At 43.6% G+C, this 19676-nt stretch carries 16 protein-coding genes and 1 pseudogene; 7 read left to right on the plus strand and 10 right to left on the minus strand.

All coding sequences use genetic code 11. From position 1 onward, the window contains the following. Positions 1-30 precede the first annotated feature (30 nt). Positions 31-1449 carry a TrkA C-terminal domain-containing protein gene (locus Q0369_RS03935; protein ID WP_298096289.1) on the minus strand — a complete coding sequence of 473 codons (1419 nt, stop codon included), beginning with the start codon at positions 1447-1449 and terminating at the stop codon, positions 31-33. A gap of 288 nt (positions 1450-1737) precedes the next feature. After that, a complete protein-coding gene (locus Q0369_RS03940) occupies positions 1738-3990 on the minus strand; it encodes a TonB-dependent siderophore receptor (protein ID WP_298096327.1) in 2253 nt (750 codons plus the stop codon). Between the two features lie 227 nt (positions 3991-4217). Here Q0369_RS03940 and Q0369_RS03945 point away from each other — a divergent pair, with 227 nt between their 5' ends. From Q0369_RS03945 to Q0369_RS03955, 3 genes are all read left to right on the plus strand, one after another. Further along, positions 4218-5051: a YihY family inner membrane protein gene (locus Q0369_RS03945; RefSeq protein ID WP_005871668.1), complete on the plus strand. Its 834-nt coding sequence runs from the start codon at positions 4218-4220 to the stop codon at positions 5049-5051. 247 nt (positions 5052-5298) lie between these two features. Continuing rightward, complete coding sequence (locus Q0369_RS03950; RefSeq protein WP_298096296.1) at positions 5299-5931, plus strand: hypothetical protein; 633 nt, start codon at positions 5299-5301, stop codon at positions 5929-5931. A gap of 27 nt (positions 5932-5958) precedes the next feature. Beyond that, positions 5959-6441, plus strand: a complete 483-nt coding sequence (locus tag Q0369_RS03955) for a hypothetical protein (protein WP_298096300.1) — start codon at positions 5959-5961, stop codon at positions 6439-6441. A gap of 72 nt (positions 6442-6513) precedes the next feature. Here Q0369_RS03955 and Q0369_RS03960 read toward each other — a convergent pair. From Q0369_RS03960 to Q0369_RS03985, 6 genes and pseudogenes are all read right to left on the minus strand, one after another. Beyond that, positions 6514-6746: pseudogene (locus Q0369_RS03960) on the minus strand (hypothetical protein). Between the two features lie 236 nt (positions 6747-6982). Continuing rightward, complete coding sequence (locus Q0369_RS03965; RefSeq protein WP_298096305.1) at positions 6983-7738, minus strand: septal ring lytic transglycosylase RlpA family protein; 756 nt, start codon at positions 7736-7738, stop codon at positions 6983-6985. Positions 7739-7750: 12 nt separating this feature from the next. Continuing rightward, positions 7751-8749, minus strand: a complete 999-nt coding sequence (locus Q0369_RS03970; RefSeq protein ID WP_297882548.1) for a lytic transglycosylase domain-containing protein — start codon at positions 8747-8749, stop codon at positions 7751-7753. After that, positions 8746-9543, minus strand: a complete 798-nt coding sequence (locus tag Q0369_RS03975) for a TatD family hydrolase (RefSeq protein WP_297903343.1) — start codon at positions 9541-9543, stop codon at positions 8746-8748. Before Q0369_RS03975 ends, Q0369_RS03970 begins: the two co-directional genes overlap by 4 nt. 125 nt (positions 9544-9668) lie before the next feature. Continuing rightward, positions 9669-11192, minus strand: coding sequence for an AAA family ATPase (locus tag Q0369_RS03980; RefSeq protein WP_298096308.1), 1524 nt, complete (start codon positions 11190-11192; stop codon positions 9669-9671). Next, positions 11186-12061, minus strand: coding sequence for an NAD(+) kinase (locus tag Q0369_RS03985; protein WP_298096311.1), 876 nt, complete (start codon positions 12059-12061; stop codon positions 11186-11188). The genes Q0369_RS03980 and Q0369_RS03985 overlap by 7 nt, the downstream gene beginning before the upstream one ends. An 83-nt stretch (positions 12062-12144) precedes the next feature. On the opposite strand from Q0369_RS03985, the gene aspS reads away from it, so the two are divergent. From aspS to ppa, 4 genes are all read left to right on the plus strand, one after another. Continuing rightward, positions 12145-13899, plus strand: coding sequence for an aspartate--tRNA ligase (aspS, locus tag Q0369_RS03990; protein ID WP_298096314.1), 1755 nt, complete (start codon positions 12145-12147; stop codon positions 13897-13899). Further along, a complete protein-coding gene (locus Q0369_RS03995) occupies positions 13896-14477 on the plus strand; it encodes an adenylate kinase (RefSeq protein WP_297882540.1) in 582 nt (193 codons plus the stop codon). Before aspS ends, Q0369_RS03995 begins: the two co-directional genes overlap by 4 nt. A gap of 271 nt (positions 14478-14748) precedes the next feature. Then, positions 14749-15105 (plus strand): YgiW/YdeI family stress tolerance OB fold protein, encoded by a 357-nt coding sequence (locus Q0369_RS04000; RefSeq protein ID WP_298096316.1) that lies wholly within the window; start codon positions 14749-14751, stop codon positions 15103-15105. Between the two features lie 9 nt (positions 15106-15114). Beyond that, a complete protein-coding gene (gene ppa, locus Q0369_RS04005; RefSeq protein ID WP_298096319.1) occupies positions 15115-15633 on the plus strand; it encodes an inorganic diphosphatase in 519 nt (172 codons plus the stop codon). A gap of 563 nt (positions 15634-16196) precedes the next feature. Here ppa and Q0369_RS04010 read toward each other — a convergent pair. Next, positions 16197-16508 (minus strand): TonB-dependent receptor, encoded by a 312-nt coding sequence (locus tag Q0369_RS04010; protein ID WP_298096322.1) that lies wholly within the window; start codon positions 16506-16508, stop codon positions 16197-16199. After that, complete coding sequence (locus tag Q0369_RS04015; protein ID WP_298096325.1) at positions 16447-19035, minus strand: TonB-dependent receptor; 2589 nt, start codon at positions 19033-19035, stop codon at positions 16447-16449. Before Q0369_RS04015 ends, Q0369_RS04010 begins: the two co-directional genes overlap by 62 nt. Positions 19036-19676 lie beyond the last annotated feature (641 nt).

Genomic DNA, 19676 nt, shown 5'->3' on the forward strand with positions numbered 1-19676 from the left:
ATTTTTGGGTAATTGTAACATAAATTTCGATTACTTTTCATACCCGTAATCGCTCGGAACGAAAATTTGATGATTTTTGCCGAGTTTAAAATACATCTGATCCAAATCCTGATTAAAAATCGACGTGAGCTTGCGCGCCAAAATTCTATCATTAAATGGCACAAATTGTAGCAGATCTCGCTCGCTGCCTAACGCTAAAATCGGATTTTGCCGCTCGCAAGAAATCACGAATAAACTCTGCTTAAAAAGCTTCGATAAGCTCACGTAGCTTTGCGCAAACTCGCCTTTTTCGCTCTCGCCGAAAAGATACAAATACACGTCTAGCCCTAGCTGCGAGCTGATGTCAAAGACGATGCTTGATTCCTCGCGAAGCCGCTCGCCGGCACTTAGCACGACGCTTTTACGCACATCTTTTAGCTCGCCCTCTCCAAGGCTTAGCACCGGAATTTCAAGCGCTTTAAGTGCTGCTTTTTTCGCTTCGAAAACTCCGTTTGAGCAAACTACCAAGCCTGCTTTATTTTCGCTCACGTCGCGCTTTAAATTTAATTCGCCCGAGTAATCGATGAGAATTTCAAATTTATCCCGCTCACACAGCGCTTTAAGCTCGCTAAAAGCGTCGTTTAACAGCGGATTTAAAATTCTTAAATAAATTTTATGATTTCTAATATGCAAATCCAAAAACTCAAGCGCCCTAACCGTCCTAGCTATCTCGTCACCGCTCATTTTTTTCATATCGATTAGCGCGAAAATATTTAGCCCAAACGGCGATGGAAATTGCCCGCTTTGCTTTTTTACTTCAGCAAACACCGCTCGCAACGCACTAGGCTCACCAACGACTAAGATCGTATCATTCGGATATATTCGCGAGCCGGGTGTCGTTACGATGTAATTGTTGTGGCGGTAAATCATCGGAATTTGATATTTGGCATTAGAAAGCGTACTGATTTTTTTATACGCGAACGAGCTTCCTACGGGCACTTTTACCTCCATTATCTCTCCGCGTCCAAGCCCGATATTATCAGCAAAAACGGGACTATCAGGCAAAAAACCGATGAAGCGCGAGGAATTTAGCGCAAGGGTATTTACGATTTTTACGTGAGCTTCATTTTTATTATCGCGCAAAAGTCCCCAAAAATCAGCCACGTAAAGTTCTAAATCCGGAGCGAGTGTCTTTAAATTTTCAAGCGTTACTTTAGTGTCAAATTCATCCTCCATTATCACTATGCAGCGGTCAAATTCCTCTCCTGCTAGCACCACGCGCAACCGCTCAATGCTAGTAGGATCAAAAATTTCGACCGAAAAATTTGACTCGTTTTCAAGCTCTGAGGGCACGGCATCCGTATTTTTAGCTATGACGCGATATGATCTGATGACATCTTTGATTTTACAAACTTTGGATAAAAAATGGCGCGCAAACTTTCCGCTTGCGATGATTAAAACTTGTTTCATTGCTCTCCGTTTCGTGGTTTTGCAAAGATTATAACCAAAAACGGCTAAATTTTAAACCGCGCGATAAAATTTGCGGGCAAGCTGAGGCGCGGCGACTTAAAATTTTAAGATCGAAATTTTAAAATCAAAGTTTGAAATTCCAAAAGCGAGGCTTAAATTTTAAAATGAATTAAAACCAAGCCTCGTTAAATTTAATCTCGCCGCTTAGAGCGATAAAATTTCATAAATTTAAAAGCGGCGCCATAACCATTCGCGCCGCTTAAGCAAAAATTTTAAACTCACTAGATTTTAAAATTTTACCTCCGCAGAGAGCATGAAGCTTCTGCTCTCGCCCAGCGTCACGCCGTTTGCCGAACCTAGCACGCTAGTTACGTTAAGTCCGCCCGCACCGTCGGCGCTCGCAGGATACATTCCCGCCCAGTATTTTTTGTTAAATACGTTATTTACGTTGAAGCGTAACGTAGTCTTATCGCCCAAAAGGTGCTCGCTCGTATATCTGATACCAAGATCGGTAACGAAAAAGCTAGGCGTGTGCTGAGTGTTTAGATCGTCCAGATACATCTTGCTAGTGTAGTGGAAATTCGTACTGATCGCAAGTTTATCGGTGCCAGGGATCACGTAATCAAACATCAAATTTGCATTGATTTTAGGAATGCCGTTTGCGACCTTGCGATTAGCGCCCTCGATGCTTACGTTGTGCATCTTAGGATCGATATAGGTAAAGCCTCCGAGCACGCTTAAATTTTGCGTAATTCGTCCGCCGCTCATAAACTCAAATCCGCGGTTGCGCTGCTCGCCGTTTATGCCGTAGCGTCCGGTAGAGCTATTTAGATACGCGATAGGTCTGCGGATATCAAAATACGCTACGCTAAAATCGATCATATCGGCTACGCGGATCTTAGCGCCGATCTCGTGCTGCTTGGAGCGATACGGCGACGTATAGGCGACCTCTCCCGCATATGGGCTGCTCGCCGGATAAACATAGGTAGAGCCCTGCTGTAAGCTATCTGCATAAGTGTAGTAGATGCTAGCGTCCTCTATCGGATGAAAGATCAAGCTGCCCGCCCAGCTATATCCCGAATCGCTATAGGCTTTGACAAGTCTTTGCTGGCGGGCATTGTAGGATTCCTGCCTCATCCACGCCTTAGATGCGCTTAACATCATGTCAAATTTATCGTTTATCGTGATATCATCTAGCACCGAGACGTTATACATATCTATTACTGCGAAATGATATAACCCGCTTCCGCGCTTAGCGTTAGTGTAATCTAAAATTTTAGGATCGTAGATATTGCCGATGGTAGGCGAGGTGTAGTTGGTGCTTGCGATCTTATATCTATCCTGCGTCCAGTGATAGCCGTTGGTCTGCACGCTAAAATCGTGCCCTACGCTGCCCGTGTCAAACTGCGTGTTGGCCTTGAGATAGCCGCTTGGCAGGTCGAATCTATATGCCGCCGTAGCACCGCCGCTGTGTTGAGTATAATAATCACCCGGCTTCGTATATTGCGGATGCGTGCTAGGCAAGATGTAGTTTACGACGCCGTGAGTATCACGATCGGCACGCTGAAACTGAAAGCCGCCCTCGAAATATAGCCTATCCGTCGGTGAGTATTTAAATTTCGCGCTTGCGGTAGTGGTTTTTAGATGCATTCCTCCAAAGCTCTGCCCAAGACCGCGTTTTGAGGAATCCACCGCCTTTGGAAGTACCATGCCGTCAGTGATCTTACCGTCTTTAACGCCGAGAGCAAACTGCCCCGCAAAGCCCTTGGTATTGTGCTCGTAGTAGCTCGCCGCGGTTTCAAACGTTAGATCGCCCGTCGGATAAAATTCCATCGTGATGCTGGCTAGGCGGCGCTGCAAATTTGAGCCCTTCGGCTGTCTGTCGCCGTTGGATCCGTAAAATACCGCGCGGTAGCCAAATTTTTCAAATTTATCGGATAGATCAAGTCCAAGACCTAGATTGCTTCGCGACATGTAATCGCCCCAAATTATGTATTGATCTTTTACCGGGCGCTTGCGCGTGTAGCTGAAAATGCCCACCGGGTTTTGCGCGCCGTAGAGCGAGCCTGCGACGCCGTTTTGCACCTGAAAGCTCTCAAACATCGCCATCGGAATCGCCGTCGTCGAAATCGTATAAAAGCCGTCCCAGAAGCTGTTGCCTACGACGCTACCTTCAAAGCCGCGCGTCTGCGGGCGTCCGACCGTAGCGCCGCCGCGCATCTGAATCTGCGCGGACGGGAAGTATTTGACCGCCTCCTCGTAGCCGGTGACGCCTTGGTGGTTCATGATCTCCTTACTGATCGTGTTGATCTGATACGGAAGATCCAAAGCGCGCTTGCCCGCAAGGATACCATGCTGCACGTTTTTGCTCAAAAAGCCCTCGTCGATGCCGCTCTCGCTGATATTATCGCCGACGGAATTTACCTCGATTACGCCCATATTCTGCGACTTTTCAGGCGCAGAATTACCGCCACTTTGCGCTGCAGCCAAACTACCGCATAGTAGGCACATACATGCCGCTAATGAAATTTTAAATTTCATCGTTTTCCTTCGTTCCATTATTTTCCCTTCGTTATGGATATATTTAATATTATTTTTTAGCATATTAGAAAAATTTTCCTAAATTTAGACTAAATTCGAGATATAAATTTATATATTTGTAGTCGCATTTTTGCAGTTTAAAATTTCATAGACAATATACTGCGATACAAAAGAAAAATTGCGCAAATTTATATGAAATTCTAAATTTTTAATGTAAAATCGCCCGTATGAAAAAACTAATACCGGCGCTTAAGCAAGCGCAAAACCGACTCAAAAATTTCTTCCGCCTCTACGATACCGAGCTCATGCACCATGCATCAAGCCTTAGCTTTCACACGATTTTGGCGCTACTGCCGGTGCTGATGGTTTCGCTTAGCGTTTTTATGCAGCTGCCAAGCTTTAAAGGCTACTACGACAAGATTATGGGCTTTATCTTTTCAAACTTCCTGCCCGCAAATCAAGCGAGCATGGCACACTATATCGAAGAATTTATGGCTAACGGCCTAAGCCTTGGCGTAACGGGCTTTTGCGCAGTGTTAGTTACGTCGGTGCTGTTTTTCGGGGACTTTGAAGCGATTATCGCGCGAATTTCGCATTCGCCCGAGCGAAGCTTTTTTAAGAGCCTAAGCACCTACTGGACGCTGATGACGCTCGCTCCTGTGGGGCTTGGAGCATCGTTTTATATCAGCGGCGAGCTTCAGGAGCTGCTAAATAAAACCGAGTTTACGAGCTGGATAAATTTGCTTAAAATTCTACCCTACTTAATCGTTTGGGGGATCTTTGCGATTACTTATGCTACGGCGATCAACCGCGAGATCCGCGCAAAAGCGGTGCTTGCCTCATCGCTCGTAGCATCGATTTTATGGTGGCTTTCGAGACTGGTTTTCGCGCAATACGTCTTTTATAACAAAACCTATCTTAGCATCTACGGCTCGTTTTCGGTCGCGCTATTTTTCTTTCTGTGGATCTACATAAGCTGGATTTTCTACCTATACGGCGTGAAATTCTGCGTATTTTTGGACGCTAAATTTAAAAGAGGCGGCGAGCGACAAAGCGCCTGAATTTCTGTGCAAGGCTGCGTTTTCTATGCTTTTTGGATTAAGGCGCGTTTTCTGCATGGGCTAGAAATTTAAATCGAAATTTTAAAATTCTATCGAAAACGGGCGGGAAGCTTGTCTTTGAATAATCGGCATATGCATAGAAATATAATTTTAAAAATTTAATGAGGTGCGGCAAGGCTGGAATTTTAATCCCTCGCAAAGCGCCGTTAAGATAAAATTATGCACGATTTTAAAACAGGGAAATATTATGAAAGACCGTGACAAAGAGCCGATAATCATAGAAAACGACTACTTTTTTAGGCTTACTATATCAAATAAAATAACGGGCGTGCTTATATTCTTGTTTTTTGTCTTGCTAAATTTGACGCCGGAACTAGATCCTTACAAAGAAATAATGCGAAAAGTCGCATTAGTAATGGGGATTTTCGGAATTTTATTTTGCACGTTTTGGGAGATAAAAATAGCCTATCAAGAATTTTACAATAAGTTTTTTACAAAATTTTATGATGATAGAATTTCATTCGACCATATAGACGAACATATGAAATTTAAAACCGAAATTATGCAAAAAGACGATCTCGTATCGGTAACTTGGGCGTTGATACCATATAATGAAGAAGGAGCTGGTATATGGATGAAAGATATAAAAAATAAAAGTGATAAAATAATAGCGTATTTGACAAGTCCATTATACTTTTTAATCACCATGTTGCGCCATTTCATTTTCTTAGCACTCAATGGATTTAAATTTAAAAAGTATATATTATATAGGTTTAAATCGGGCATTATTGCGGTGCCGGATAATAAAATGTTGAGCGACAAAGACATTAAATTTGAATTCTCGTCTTTGTTTGGTCTATATACGAGCGATCTAATTTAAATTATAGAATTTCTCAAGGAGGAGAAAGTGGCGTTTGTAGCAGAATATATTTCGAAAGAGGACTTGGAGAAATATGATATTATAAATCGTGTAGATCAGTGCTTGGCAAAATATCATTATGATCCACAGGGGCCTAATGAAATAAAGTGGTTAGACTGGGTAATCGACAGGCAAAGAGATATTTGGCTTATCTTTGTTTGTAGCCCGCATCTGCCTGATCCAAGAGACGGATATACTGGAGAGATGATTTGGCTGCTTTATTATAAAGGTAGAGAAATTGAGTTTGATATTAGACGGGTCTATGACGAAACCACAAGTAAAATGCTAGTCGATAATCCGTTTTTTATCAAATATAAGCTAGAAAATATAAATTCTAGTATTGACGGAATTTCGTTAGATGAACTTTATAGGGTGCTTAATGAAGCTTTGATAGAATACGGCGAAAGTGGCATACACGGTAGAAAGTTCCTGCCAAAAGAACATGAAGTCGTAACTTTTTTACACGATTAAAATTCAAAGAACCGAAGAGCTGCGCTTAAATACATCTAATATTTCACTATCAAATTTAAATTTTCTACTACGCTATAAAACGCCCCACTCTTTTTTATATTCGTTTATTATCTCATCGGGCGTTTTTTCTCCCTTATCGACCTTGATAAGATCGATTATATCTTGCTCGTTTGCAAACATACCCTCTATCGCGTGATTACATATGATAGATCTGTTTTGCTCGTATTGTTCTACGCTCAGCTCGTCTTTATATTTTTCAAGTATAGCCAAACTCTTAAACTATAAACTTCCGGATATTTTTGCATGCTTTATCCCCTAGCAATATAAAATTTTATCAGCTGCGGCGCCCTATTAAAAAGCAAAGCTCGAGCAGGCAGACGCACTTTTTGCTACGAATAGCTTGCAAGTAGTTCGCACTTCGCCGCAGCTAAAGCAGATAACTATTAGATGACGGGAAATTTTACTGCAAGTAGCTCACAAATAAATTTAACAAAGCCCTTATCAAGCAAAAAACGAAAGTAAAAGCCGTCAAAGAAAACTGCTACTCTCTTACGATGAAAGCTCCAGTAAACTTGCCATTATGCGCGAAATCTCTCGCCTCATCCTCGCTTTTAAATCCACTTAAAAAGACGCGATAAATAGGCGCGCCATCTATGCTAAATTCTTTGATGATCGCAGGATATCCCGCCGTGCCGTGGTAATCGCGCTGATAAATTTGTGCGCCGCTTCTGTTTCTAAACGCACCGATTTGCACCATAAAATTTCCGCCGACAATGGTTGCTTTCGGCGAGCCTTTGGCGATGGTATGTCCGTAAAAGCCCACTACTTCGAGTTTTACCGGCGCTGTACCTTTGGCAAATACGCCTACTAAATTAGCAGCTGTTTTGCTAAGATCGATGATGCGACCATCCACGAATGGACCGCGATCGTTGATGCGCACGGTTGCGGTAGCGCCGGTGTCGCGATTCGTGACCTTTACCATAGTATTCATTGGATAGGTTTTGTGCGCGGCGGTCATGCCGTTCATATCGTAAATTTCGCCGTTTGAGGTGTATTTGCCGTGGAAATTCGGTCCGTACCAGCTGGCGATACCGATCTGGGTATCGCCGACGCTTACTTGCTCGGGGTAGTAGGTTTTGCCGTTGATTTTATAAGGGCGCATGGTGGCGGGGGAGTTTTTGCCGATCTTGCCCGCACCGCTCGCAGACGATCTAGACGACGGTGCGGTGCGAAACGAGCAACCGGCAAGAATCAGCGCAAAAAGCGCGCTAAGAAGGGCGATTTTCCGATACGACACCTACGATCCGATCTATTTGTTAAATTTTATATTATTTAGCGCTATTTCGTTTTTGTCTTTGAGGCTAAGCTCGTTTGCCAAACCTGCTAACACGCGTCCTGGCTTGCGCTGTTTCAGACGTGGTTCATACGCTTGAAACGCGCCTTGATTTACGACAAATTCTGCATATTTGCTTTGTGGGATATAAAAGAAGTACTTGCCGTTAAGCGGCGAAATTCCGTTTTTAATATGCGCGTTGTAATCCTGCATTTGCGACGGCGAAATTCCGATCTGTTTTGCAACCGCGCTTAGCTTTGTGCCCGGAGCTACGGCGATACGCTTTAGCCCCCACGGCTCGCTTTCAAAAAGCAGGATTTTACGCATATTTTCATTTTGAGCGATGTAAGCGTATTTAATAATGCGCTTGATAAAATTCTTAGTCTCATTAGGAAGTGCGGGACTTTTTAGCAAGCGATCCAGATCATCGCTGCCAGTAGCTGCAATCGCATTTTTAAGCTTTTGATCACCACAATTATACGCCATTAGTGCTAAATACCACTTGCCAAAATTTTGCTTCAGATGCAAAATATACGAAAACGCAGCATCCGTAGAGGCTGCGGGATCGCGACGCTCATCCACGGCGCTATCTACTCTAAGACCGAAATTTTTCGCAGTTGCCGGCATCAGCTGCCACATACCACCTGCGCTAGCGCCTGATGTGACCGTATTTTTAAGATGAGATTCTACCATTGCCAAATACAATAAGAATTCCGGAGCTTCGATGTTATCGACCTCGGATTTGACTAAGTAGGCATTGTGCGACTGCGAAGTCACGATATGCTTAAACTGCTTGCGATCGCTTGCATTGATCGCACGGAATATGCCCGCAACTACGTTTTTGCTCGATTCGTTATTTTCGATGCCGAATTGATTTAAAATATAGTCGTGATTTGCGCGCATCAGACCGGGCTGGCTCGCAAACGCTTCGCCCACTAAAAGTAGGGCTAGCAGTATAAATTTTATGGCTTTCATATCTCTCCTTTGATTTTATCGCCAAAAAGCCTACAGGCGTTTTGAGTCGTTATTGCTTCAACCTCTTCTACGCTTAGGCTTAAAATTTCCGCGACTTTTTCTACCACGAGTCTCGTAAATGCAGGCTCGTTGCGCTCGCCGCGATGCGGATGCGGGGTTAGATATGGTGCATCCGTCTCGATTAAAAGGCGCTCTTGCGGAATTTGCGGTAAGATCTCAGCTAAGTTTTTTGCATTTTTGAATGTCAAAACTCCGCCGATACCGAAGTAAAATCCGTATTCGCTAAGACCTAGCAAAAGCTTGCTGGCATTGAAGCAGTGCAAAACACCGCCGCATAAATCGCCGGCACGATCTTTTAGAATTCCAAAGCTATCTTCGTTTGCTTCTCGGATATGGACTATAAGTGGTTTTTGAAGTTGTGTTGCTAGATCGATTTGTGAGATGAAGGCGTCTTTTTGGCGGGAGATTTCTAAGGCTTTGGTTTCCTTGCTCTCTTGCTGCTTAAGTCTGAAATAATCAAGACCGCATTCGCCAACGCCCACGCATTTGGGATCGTCAGCATACCGCTTCAGCACCTCCATATCGAAAGAATCTATCTCGTATGGATGCACCCCTACGGCAAAATACACATTATTCCGCGCGTGCGAAATTTTACATGCCTTATCTAGGTCTGCTACATCGGCACCGGGAATGATGATGCTACGCACGCCTGCAATCGTGGCGCGCTCAATCACCGCGTCTAAATCAGCATCGAAACTAGCATCGTCTAAATGGCAATGTGTATCTATAATCATAAAACTCACTTGATAAAATTTTTCGAAGCGGATTTTACGTCGTTTTGCAAAATCACACTTAAATTTAAATTAAACGCGGTATTGTAGCGAAAAATTTCAGATTTAAACTTAAGCTTAAAATTCCTTTAGCTTTGCCTTAGCTTTTTAGCGAATTCCAGGGCTTCTGCAGTAATCGTCTCGCCGCTTATCATACGAGCTAGCTCTGTTATTTTCTCATTTTCGCTTAATAATCTCACGCTAGATTTGCCGTTCGTTTTACTTACTAAAAAGTGTGACGCAGCCTTGGAGCTAAGCTGCGGCTGGTGCGAGATCGCAAAAATTTGATAAAATTTTGAAATTTTTACCAGCACGTTTGCGATACTCATCGCCTCTTTTCCGCTTAAATTTGAATCAATCTCGTCTAAGATCAAAATTCCCTCGCCGTTATTTGTAAGCTCCAAGCTTGCCGCGATGAAAGCAAGACGCAGGCGGTTCGTTTCGCCTGAGCTTAAATTTTTAAATTCCGTCTTGCACAAGCTGACGCAAATTTCGTCTGTGCCGCACTCACTAAGCGCCGTAGGCTTAAAACTAAGCTCCACTCCGTCCATATAAAGCTGCTTTAGATAGGAATTTATTAGATCCTCGAGCCGTTTTTTAGTGCCCTTGCGAGCCTCGCTGATTTTTTCGGCAAGGGTAGCGGTGCTTTCGCTAAGGCGTTTAAATTCCGTTTGTAGCTTAGTTTTTTCAAAGCTTAACTGCTCGTAATGCTCAAGTTCTCTCTTGCGCGCTTCAAGTGTAGCTAGCGCCTCCTCTACGCTTCCGTAGCGCCTATTTAGCGCGCTAAGAGCTTCGATGCGATCTAAAATTTTCTCTATGTCGATATTTTCGAGCTCATCTAAGCTCAAGCTTTCTTGCTTTAGCCGCAGCTCGTTCATTGCATCCTCAAAAAATGCGCTATCCAGCCCGCTAAGACTTAGCGCTTCGATGACGCTGCGTTCTAGCTCAAAAACACCCTGCGCCTTAGCCCAAAGTTCCTCGATCTTATCTTTTTTACTAAGCTTTTTTTTGATCTGCAAAAGCTCCTCATATTCGCCGATCCTAGGCGATACGCGCTCGATTTTTTCAATCTCAAAGCGAGCAAATTCCTTTAACTCCTCGATCTTGCGTTCTTGATCCAAAATTTCATCCAGCTGCTTTTTTGTGCGGCTAAATTCCACAAAAGCGCTTTGAAGCTCCGATAGGCTTTGCGCGTGTGCCGTATCTTTTTTCGCGGCGATAAGATCAAGTAGTTTTAGCAAGCTGTCGCTACTCATTTCGCCGGCGTTTTTCGCGCCTAAAAATTTCACGTATTCGCCGGCGATCGTGCTTAGATTTTTTTTCGAGATCGATTGAGAATTTATAAAGTATCGCAAGCTACGCTCTTTTAGGACGCGAAAAATATTTGGCGTATCGTTTATCAAGCCGAAATTTTCCATATCAAATTTATGCTCTACGTCCGCTTCTATGAGCTCAGCCTCGCATTCTTTAAGCCCAAACACCGCTAAAATCGCGCCTATTAATACCGATTTACCCGCGCCGCTGATACCTGTAAATACGCTAAGTCCTGGGCCAAAACTAAGCTCGCTCTCGCAAAAACCCAGATTATTTTTAATATAAATTCTTTCTAACATCCGCCGTGTCCCCATCTGAGTTTGGCTTTTAAAACGTCGAAATAATCGTAGCTCTTGCGTTTTACTAAATTCACCTTGGCGTGTGAAATTTTAGCGCTCACGCTGTGAAATTCCGCCATATCAAAAACGTCTTGTCCGTCGATGACGACGCCAACTTCGGAGTTTCCGGCGTTTTTGAAGCTTACGAGATACTCTTTTGGCAGGATCAAAGGCCGCTGCGTCAGGCTGTGCGAGCAGATCGGCGTGACGCAAAACACGTCGCACAGCGGATAGACGATCGGGCCGTTCGCGCTCATATTGTACGCGGTCGAGCCCACGGCGGAGCTTACGATCACGCCGTCGCCGTAGTAGGTGTTGAAATATTTTCTATTTAAAAACGCATCGATCTTCGCCATCGAAGAGATGTGGCTGCGGGTGATTACGACGTCGTTAAATGCGGTCTTGCGGACGATTTTACCGCCGCCGTTTTCTAGTATCACTTCGAGTAAAAACGGGCGCTCGATCTCGTATTCGCCACGCAAAAATTCCTTTAAAAATTTTGCGAATTCGCTCGGCTGCACGTCCGTTAAAAACCCGAGAGTACCTGCGTTGATACCCAAAATAAAAGCGTTTTTATCGCTTAGTAGTCTCGCAAGTCCAATAAGCGTGCCGTCGCCGCCGAGACTGATTAAAAAATTGGTCTTTTTTAAAATTTCTACAAGCGTATGCGGCTTAAAACCGAAAAATTCCGCTCCGTCCTCTTCAAGCAAAAGCTCAATACCTTGCGCTTTTAAAATTTCGCAAATTTGCTCCACGACGGGGCGAATCTCTTCTGATTTTTTGGCTATTAGCCCCGCGAATTTAAGGTTTTTATGAATTTTATTTTCCATAGTTTTATTTTATAAAAAATTAGCTTTGTAAAAGCAAAATTTAACTATACTTGCGTTTTACAAATAATTTTAAAGGAGTAAATTTGCGAAGTCATTATTGCGCCGATTTGAGTAAAAACGATATCGGCAAAAGTGTAACCGTGTGCGGCTGGGTAAATTCTTACCGCGACCACGGCGGCGTTATTTTTATAGATTTGCGCGACCGAAGCGGCTTGCTTCAGCTCGTGTGCGATCCCAAAGATAGCAAAAAAGCGTATGAAATTGCAAACGAAGTACGAAACGAATTCGTTCTAAAAGCCGTCGGCAAGATCCGAGCTCGCGGCGAGGGGCTAGAAAATCCAAATTTAAAAACCGGCGACATCGAAGTCGTAGTAGAAAGCTTAGAGATCGAAAATCCAAGCAAGCCGCTTCCTTTCGTAATCGGCGATAAAAGCGTCAATGAAGAAACGAAGCTGAAATACCGCTTTTTGGATCTGCGCGCTGAGGGAAGCTTCGATAAATTTAAGATGCGTTCCAAGGCCGCGATCGCCGCGCGAAATGCTCTTGATAGGCTGGGCTTTGTGGAGGTCGAAACGCCGATCTTAACGCGCGCGACGCCTGAGGGCGCTAGGGATTATCTGGTGCCTAGCCGCGTCTATCCGGGCAGCTTCTACGCGCTTCCGCAAAGTCCGCAGCTTTTCAAGCAGCTTTTGATGTGCTCGGGCTTTGATAAATACTTCCAGATCGCGCGTTGCTTCCGCGATGAGGACCTGCGCGCCGACCGCCAGCCGGAATTTACGCAGATCGATATCGAGATGAGCTTCAATACCCAGTACGACGTAATGCGCGTAGCCGAGGAGGTTTTAAAGGATATTTTTAAATCCTGCGGTCGCGAGATCGTCACTCCTTTTAGACATATGGAGTATAAAGACGCGATGGAGCTTTACGGCAGCGACAAACCCGATCTGCGCTACGATATGCCTTTCATCGACGTAGCCGATATTTTTGAAAAATCGAGCAACGAAATTTTTTCAAATTTAGCCAAAGACCGCAAAGCTAACCGCGTAAAAGCCCTGAAAGTCGAGGGCGGCGATCTGAAATTTAGCAAGCGGCAGATGCAAGGCTTTGAGGAGTACGTGAAAAAATTCGGCGCGCAAGGGCTTGCGTTTATCCAAGTAAAAGAGGACGGTCTAAAGGGGCCGCTGGTAAAATTCTTTGAAAAAAGCGAGCTGGGCGAGCTTATCAAGCGCTGCGAGCTTAAAGTCGGCGACGTCGTATTTTTCGGCGCGGGCAAAAAGAAAATCGTGCTTGATTATATGGGCAGATTTAGAATTTTCCTTGCAAACGAGCTTGGTCTCATAGATCCGAACAGGCTTGAGTTTTTGTGGGTCGTAAATTTCCCGATGTTTGAGCAAAACGACGACGGCAGCTACTCTGCGATGCACCATCCTTTTACGATGCCGAACAATCCCGACGAGCCAGATTTGGAGGATATTACCTCGATTGCCTACGACGTCGTGCTAAACGGCATTGAGCTTGGTGGCGGCAGCATCAGGATCCATAAGGCGGACATTCAAGAAAAGGTCTTTAGGCTGCTTAAGATCGAGCCTGCGGAGCAGAGGGAGAAATTCGGCTTCCTGCTCGATGCGCTAAGCTTCGGCGCGCCTCCGCACGGAGGTATCGCGATCGGCTTTGACAGGCTGATGATGCTGGTTACCGGCTCAAGCAGTATTCGCGAGGTTATCGCGTTTCCTAAAACGCAGCGCGCGCAGTGTCCGCTTACCAAAGCCCCTAGCGTCGTTACAGACGAGCAGCTTCGCGAGCTAGGTCTTAGGCTTCAGAAAAAGGAGCAAAAATGAAAAGCCTTTTTCTAATCATCGGCGCTCCTGGCAGCGGCAAAACGACCGATGCGAGCATGATCGCTCAGATGAATCAAAGCATCGAGCACTACTCCACGGGCGATCTGCTACGCGCCGAAGTAGCAAGCGGCAGCGCTCTTGGTAGGCAGATAGACGGCTTCATCTCTAAAGGCAATCTCGTGCCGCTTGATATCGTTGTAAATGCTATCGTTAGCGCGATTAAAAGCTCGCCTAAAGACTTCATCATCATCGACGGCTATCCAAGAAGCGTCGAGCAGATGAGCAAACTAGACGAGGTACTGCGAGGCGACGATGATGTAAATCTTAGCGCAGTCATCGAGGTGTGCGTCAGCGAGGAGGTCGCCAAGGAGCGTGTTTTAGGACGCGCTCGCGGAGCAGACGATAACGAGGAGGTCTTTAAAAACCGCATGGCGGTATTTTCAGAGCCGATCGAGGATATCCGTAAATTTTACGGCGACGCAGGCGTATTTTACAGCGTAAACGGCGAGCGTACGGTCGAGGAGATTGTAGCGGACATAAACGCTATAATCGCCGCGCAGATCGAAAAATTAGGCTAGCGCGCTTGGATGGCGGCTTAAATTTAAAGCGCACCCAGCTTCTTTTTCGTATTGCAAGCGGCGCAGATCGCACTTAAATTTAATGCGCCTCCGAAGTGAGCGCGTTTTTAAATTTATAGCTTGCCGTTGCGTGAGATAGCCAAATTTCAAGCGTAAATTTAAATAGCTCGCGCAACAAATTTAATGCGGGTGCTAAATTTGCGCTGGTTTTTAAATTTAATGAAATTTCAGATCTGTTTGCAAACGCAGAGATTAAAATTTAAGGATAGATATGGTTAGAAAATTTTTACTTAGTATGGCTTTGTGTGCGGCTGCATTCGGCGCGGGCGGGTTTGTCCCAAGCGGCTCCGCGGCGCAAACTCAACCGTCAAGCGTCAAAGAAGCGCTTAAATTAAGAGATGATTCTTTTGTCGTAATCGACGGCAGGATAAAATCTCAACTCAGACACGAGCATTATAGATTTGTGGATCAAAACGGCGATAGCATCGATGTTGAGATCGACGATGACGTTTGGCGCGGCGTGAGCGTGGATGAAAATACGCTCGTGCGAATTAGCGGCGAGATCGACAAAGATTTTACCAAAACGACGATAGACGTGAAAAATATCAAAATTTTAAATTCTAAATAAAGGAAAACTATGGATCTTTCAAAGATAAAAGTGGGCTCAAACCCCGATAAAATCAACGCAGTGATCGAGATCCCTTACGGCTCGAATATCAAATACGAGATAGACAAAGCAAGCGGTGCGCTCTGCGTAGATCGCGTGCTATACGGCGCGATGTTTTACCCCGCAAACTACGGCTTCGTGCCCAACACCTTAGCAGACGACGGCGATCCTGCGGATGTTTTGGTGCTGAACGAATACCCGCTTGTCGCCGGTAGCGTGATCCCGTGCCGCTTAATCGGCGTTTTGATGATGGAGGATGAAAGCGGCATAGACGAGAAGCTGCTTGCCGTGCCGGTTAGCAAGATCGATCCGCGATTTGAGGGCATTAAAGGGGTCGCCGATCTGCCTAAAGCGACGCTGGATAAGATCAAAAATTTCTTCGAAACCTACAAGCTTTTAGAGCCGAATAAATGGGTCAAAGTGAAGGACTTCGCAAGCGCTGCGGAAGCAGAGAAAATTCTAGACAAGGCGATTAAGGCTTATAAATAATCCTTTTTTGCGCGCTCGGCGCTAAAATTTAATCAAAATTTGACCGATCCGCTCGGTCAAATTTATCGTTAAATTTTAATTCTATAAATTTTCAAATTTTAAAATATTTTAAATTCCGTGCAAATTTTAACCGGAGCCCGCACTTGGTTTTTTATCACTCGTTTTTCGGCGGTTAAGTAGTCTGGATTATTTAATAAAATTTTTTAAAACTACATTGCGCGAAATAGTGCTACGGGGATCGGAGCCTTATACGTTAGCAACGGAGAAATTCCGCGAGCTAAAGGCTTCATATAGACCACAGTTAAAATTAAAATTCGCTATCTTGATTTTGAAAGAGATCGCGGGCGTCATTGCAAAATTATAAAGCTGACATCATCACGGACAGGAGCCTTTGGACTACCGCGTCACGTAAAATTTGAAATTTACATGCTACATAAAATTCGGAAATCTAAATGATGCCAAATGATTTACTATCGCCATCTTTTTAAATTTAGTAATAAATCTATAAATTTTGATTCCAAAGGCTTTTGTTTTAATAAGACATCAAACACCTGGTTAAATTTTTAAAACTGAAACTCCCATGTGAGTTTATAGTTCCTACCCGGCGAGTAAAAGCGGTTGATGCCAAGTCCTGTTTCTTGATCTATCAGATTGCTAGTTCCAAAAGGCCTTATTGATCTGGCACTTTCCCAAGTGATATATTTGCGATCGGTTATATTATACGCGCCTGCACGAAGAGTTAGATATTTGATCGGCTTTACATATGTTACGAAGTCTATCGTGGTATATCCGCCGCTTCTCCATTCCACTTCACTATTGCTTACAGATTTGCCGTTTACGATTTTGCCGCCTAGATACTGCTCGTACCAATACATATTGTAGGTATCTCTCGCCTTTTTCGCAGCCTTTTTGAATACTTAGCTTATATCCTATATGAAAGCCCTGTAGAGGCTGCCAAATTTGATCCAAAGCCAGTCTCGAATCTATCTCTATTCCTCTTACTCTTGCTTTTGGACGATTTACGTTTTGATACACAGAAGTAGGCATTGTACTTCCACCGTTTCCGTAAGGAAGCTGGAATTCCCCCTTATATTGTAAATCTATAAAATTCCTATAATCAGTTTGGAATAAATTCAATGTAACGAAGCTTGGAGAATTATGAAGCGTAAAGGCAATCTCTTTAGTCTTTGCCGTTTCTTTTTTCAAATCCAAATTCGGATATATCGAAAAATCACGGTGCTGGAAAGTGAAGTAAATTTCGTCCGAAGTAGGCGCCCTAAATCCGTTTGCGTATTTAAGCTGAATTCTAAAAAAATCGAGCGGATCGATATTCGTAGATAAAGAATATGAGTTTGCCGAATATTTTCTCTTCTGAGAAGCTAAATACACGGCGTTGGCTTCGGCGTTAGCATCTCTATGAGCTTTTATCTCGTCGTTAGACGGAGTGCCCGGAAGCGGCGTGTATGGAACGAACATCCCGATAAACAGATCGGTCGGAATTTTAGGCGTAACGCCTGGGGTATATGATGGATTGTGTTTAACCTTATCATACCTATAATTAAGATCAAAGGCTAAAACATCGTTTATACGAAAGTCATCTCCCACATAAAGCGCTCCGGTTTTGGTCTCAACCGGAATAAGGAAGCTAAAAGGATCATCTTCGTGACCGCAAAGCGATACGTAGTCGTTTCCGTTGTATAATTTACACTTATCGGCATACCAAGTGCCTAGTATAGGAAAAGACGGATTGGTATTTGATATGCCGAAAAAGGTATTCGCCCACCATTGTTTATTAATGGGACCGTATCCTTGTCTATTTACCATTCGCTTATCGCTTTTGCTATAAAGACCCCCGTAGCTTAGGGTATGCTCGGTGCTTTTTATATTAAAATCCTTGGTAAGATCTAGATTGAATTGCTTCGTATCGGTGATTAGATCCCTATCTTTCCAGTTATTATCCACAAATCCGTGTTGAGTAGGCAGCAAAAGGTAATCGCCGTTGCTGTCTTTCGGGTTTATTACCGCATAATTTCCTTTGCCGTTAGGCGTAGGCGTAGGGGTAAGATCGTAGTGTTGATAACTCCACGTATTCATATCGAATAGATCGATACCTTTGGAGCAGTCGTAGTTATCGCAATTGACTAAAACATCCGAGACGCTGCCTCTCATAGTGTTTTCTTGCCCGTCGTAAATATCGGTATCCAGCTCCTCTCCGCGGCTATCCGTTACTATCGGCATAAAGCCCCATTTTAGCCCTTGCTTCAGCTCGCCTCCGTATTTATCCACTAACTTTCCGTTTTCTAAATGAAGCCCCGCGGGATTTGAAATCCCCGCGCAATTATCGCCCTCGCAATACTCATCCGTTCTCGCTTTTAACTTAATATGTTGCTTGTTATAGCTAAATTTTAAGCTATCCCATAAAGGCGTTTCGTCGAAATTTTCGTAAGTGAACGAATAGTTTTTTCTTTCGCTTCTATCGTTGGTATGTCGTATGTCATTAGTTAGAGCACCCCAAGGAGTTTGCGTATTATAAAGAGCAAATTGATTCGACCAGTCTATTCCCTCTGATTTTATATTAGACTTATCGTATCCTAAGCTAAATCTATCGGTATCGGTAGGCTGAAAGCCAAATTTTACCAATGTGCTTTTTTTGTAAATTCTATAAGGATCAGGCTTTTCTCTAACTTTTCTTATAACAGTAGGATCATATTTTTTATATCCCCAGTTTTTTAGTTCATGTCCTTCTCTATCAGTATGAATAGCCAAAAGATCAAACCACTTAAACCGAACTGCAGCTGCGTGGCTTTGCCAGTTTTGTCTATCCGCACTTTGATACCCGCGCTTAAATCCATAATACCAATCCTTCTCCGTTAGATAATCTCTCGCATCCTTTGTCTCAAACGCTACTGAGCCACCTAGCGCGCCCGAGCCTCTTTTTACCGAATCTGCACCTTTAGTGATATCTACCTGTCTTACGTTTTCAACCTCAACGCCGTTTCTAGTGTTATTAAAGTTTCCATATCCTTCAAATAGATCTTTAAAACCTTGCGAGCTTAACGTTTCTGCTTGGCGAAGTCCATCAATACTTATATCTACACGATTTTCATCTACTCCGCGGATCGAATAACCACTAGCACCGAATCTTCCGCTTTCGACAACTGAAACGCCGGTTTCGTGACGAACCATATCTCTACTATCGCTAACTTGCTCTTTGGCAAGTTGCTTGGCGCTCTTTTTGGTTTCGCCGACTTTTTTGGTAAGCGGGTCGCTTTCTACGTTTCCCGTAACATTGATCTGCCCTAAATTTTGGGAGCCACCTTCGCTATCATCCTGTGCAGTTAAAGTGGCCGCGCATAAACAAAGCGCTCCCGCCGCTGCAATGGAAAACCTAAATAAGCTCATTTTGATCCTTTTATAATACTATTTCTCATAGGCGTTATTAAAAAGAGCAGTATATTAGTGAAAAATTCTTTAAATTTAAATTAAAAAGAATTTATTTATCATTTGTAATTATAACGCTTAATTTAATTTAAAGAAATCCCAGCCTTACGCCTTTATCTCTTAAATTTACATTTTTTAAAATTACAAATTTTTACTTTGAATTTTGAAGTTTTTCATGAAATACTAAACGATGGCGGGTAAATAAACTTTGAAATTTTAAGTTAAAAAATTTTAAAAATTTATCATAAGCAAGCGGAATTTTATCTACGCACGTAGTACTTTTGGCATCATGCGGACCGGCATTTTTACGAAGCTATGTTCCACAAAATTTATAAAATTTAGAATTTCCGTAAATTTACTCAAGCGTTTGCGGCGTAAAATTCTGCATTTAATATTTTATGATCTCGGCTTGCGCGTGGGCTAGGTGCGCAGCTAGCCCTGGCGCAAACCAAACAGAACCGCGTTAGCTCTCCTTCAAAAGCTTAGTTAGCGCCGTGCCGCTTTCATCGTGTTTGCGGATGTTTTTATAAATTTTACTAAAATAAGCTTCTAAAAATTCCTGATCGTCGATTTTCTCTTCGCCCTTTTTCGGCACGATCTTT

The sequence above is a fragment of the uncultured Campylobacter sp. genome (genome assembly GCF_938030685.1).
Taxonomy (GTDB): Bacteria; Campylobacterota; Campylobacteria; order Campylobacterales; family Campylobacteraceae; genus Campylobacter_B.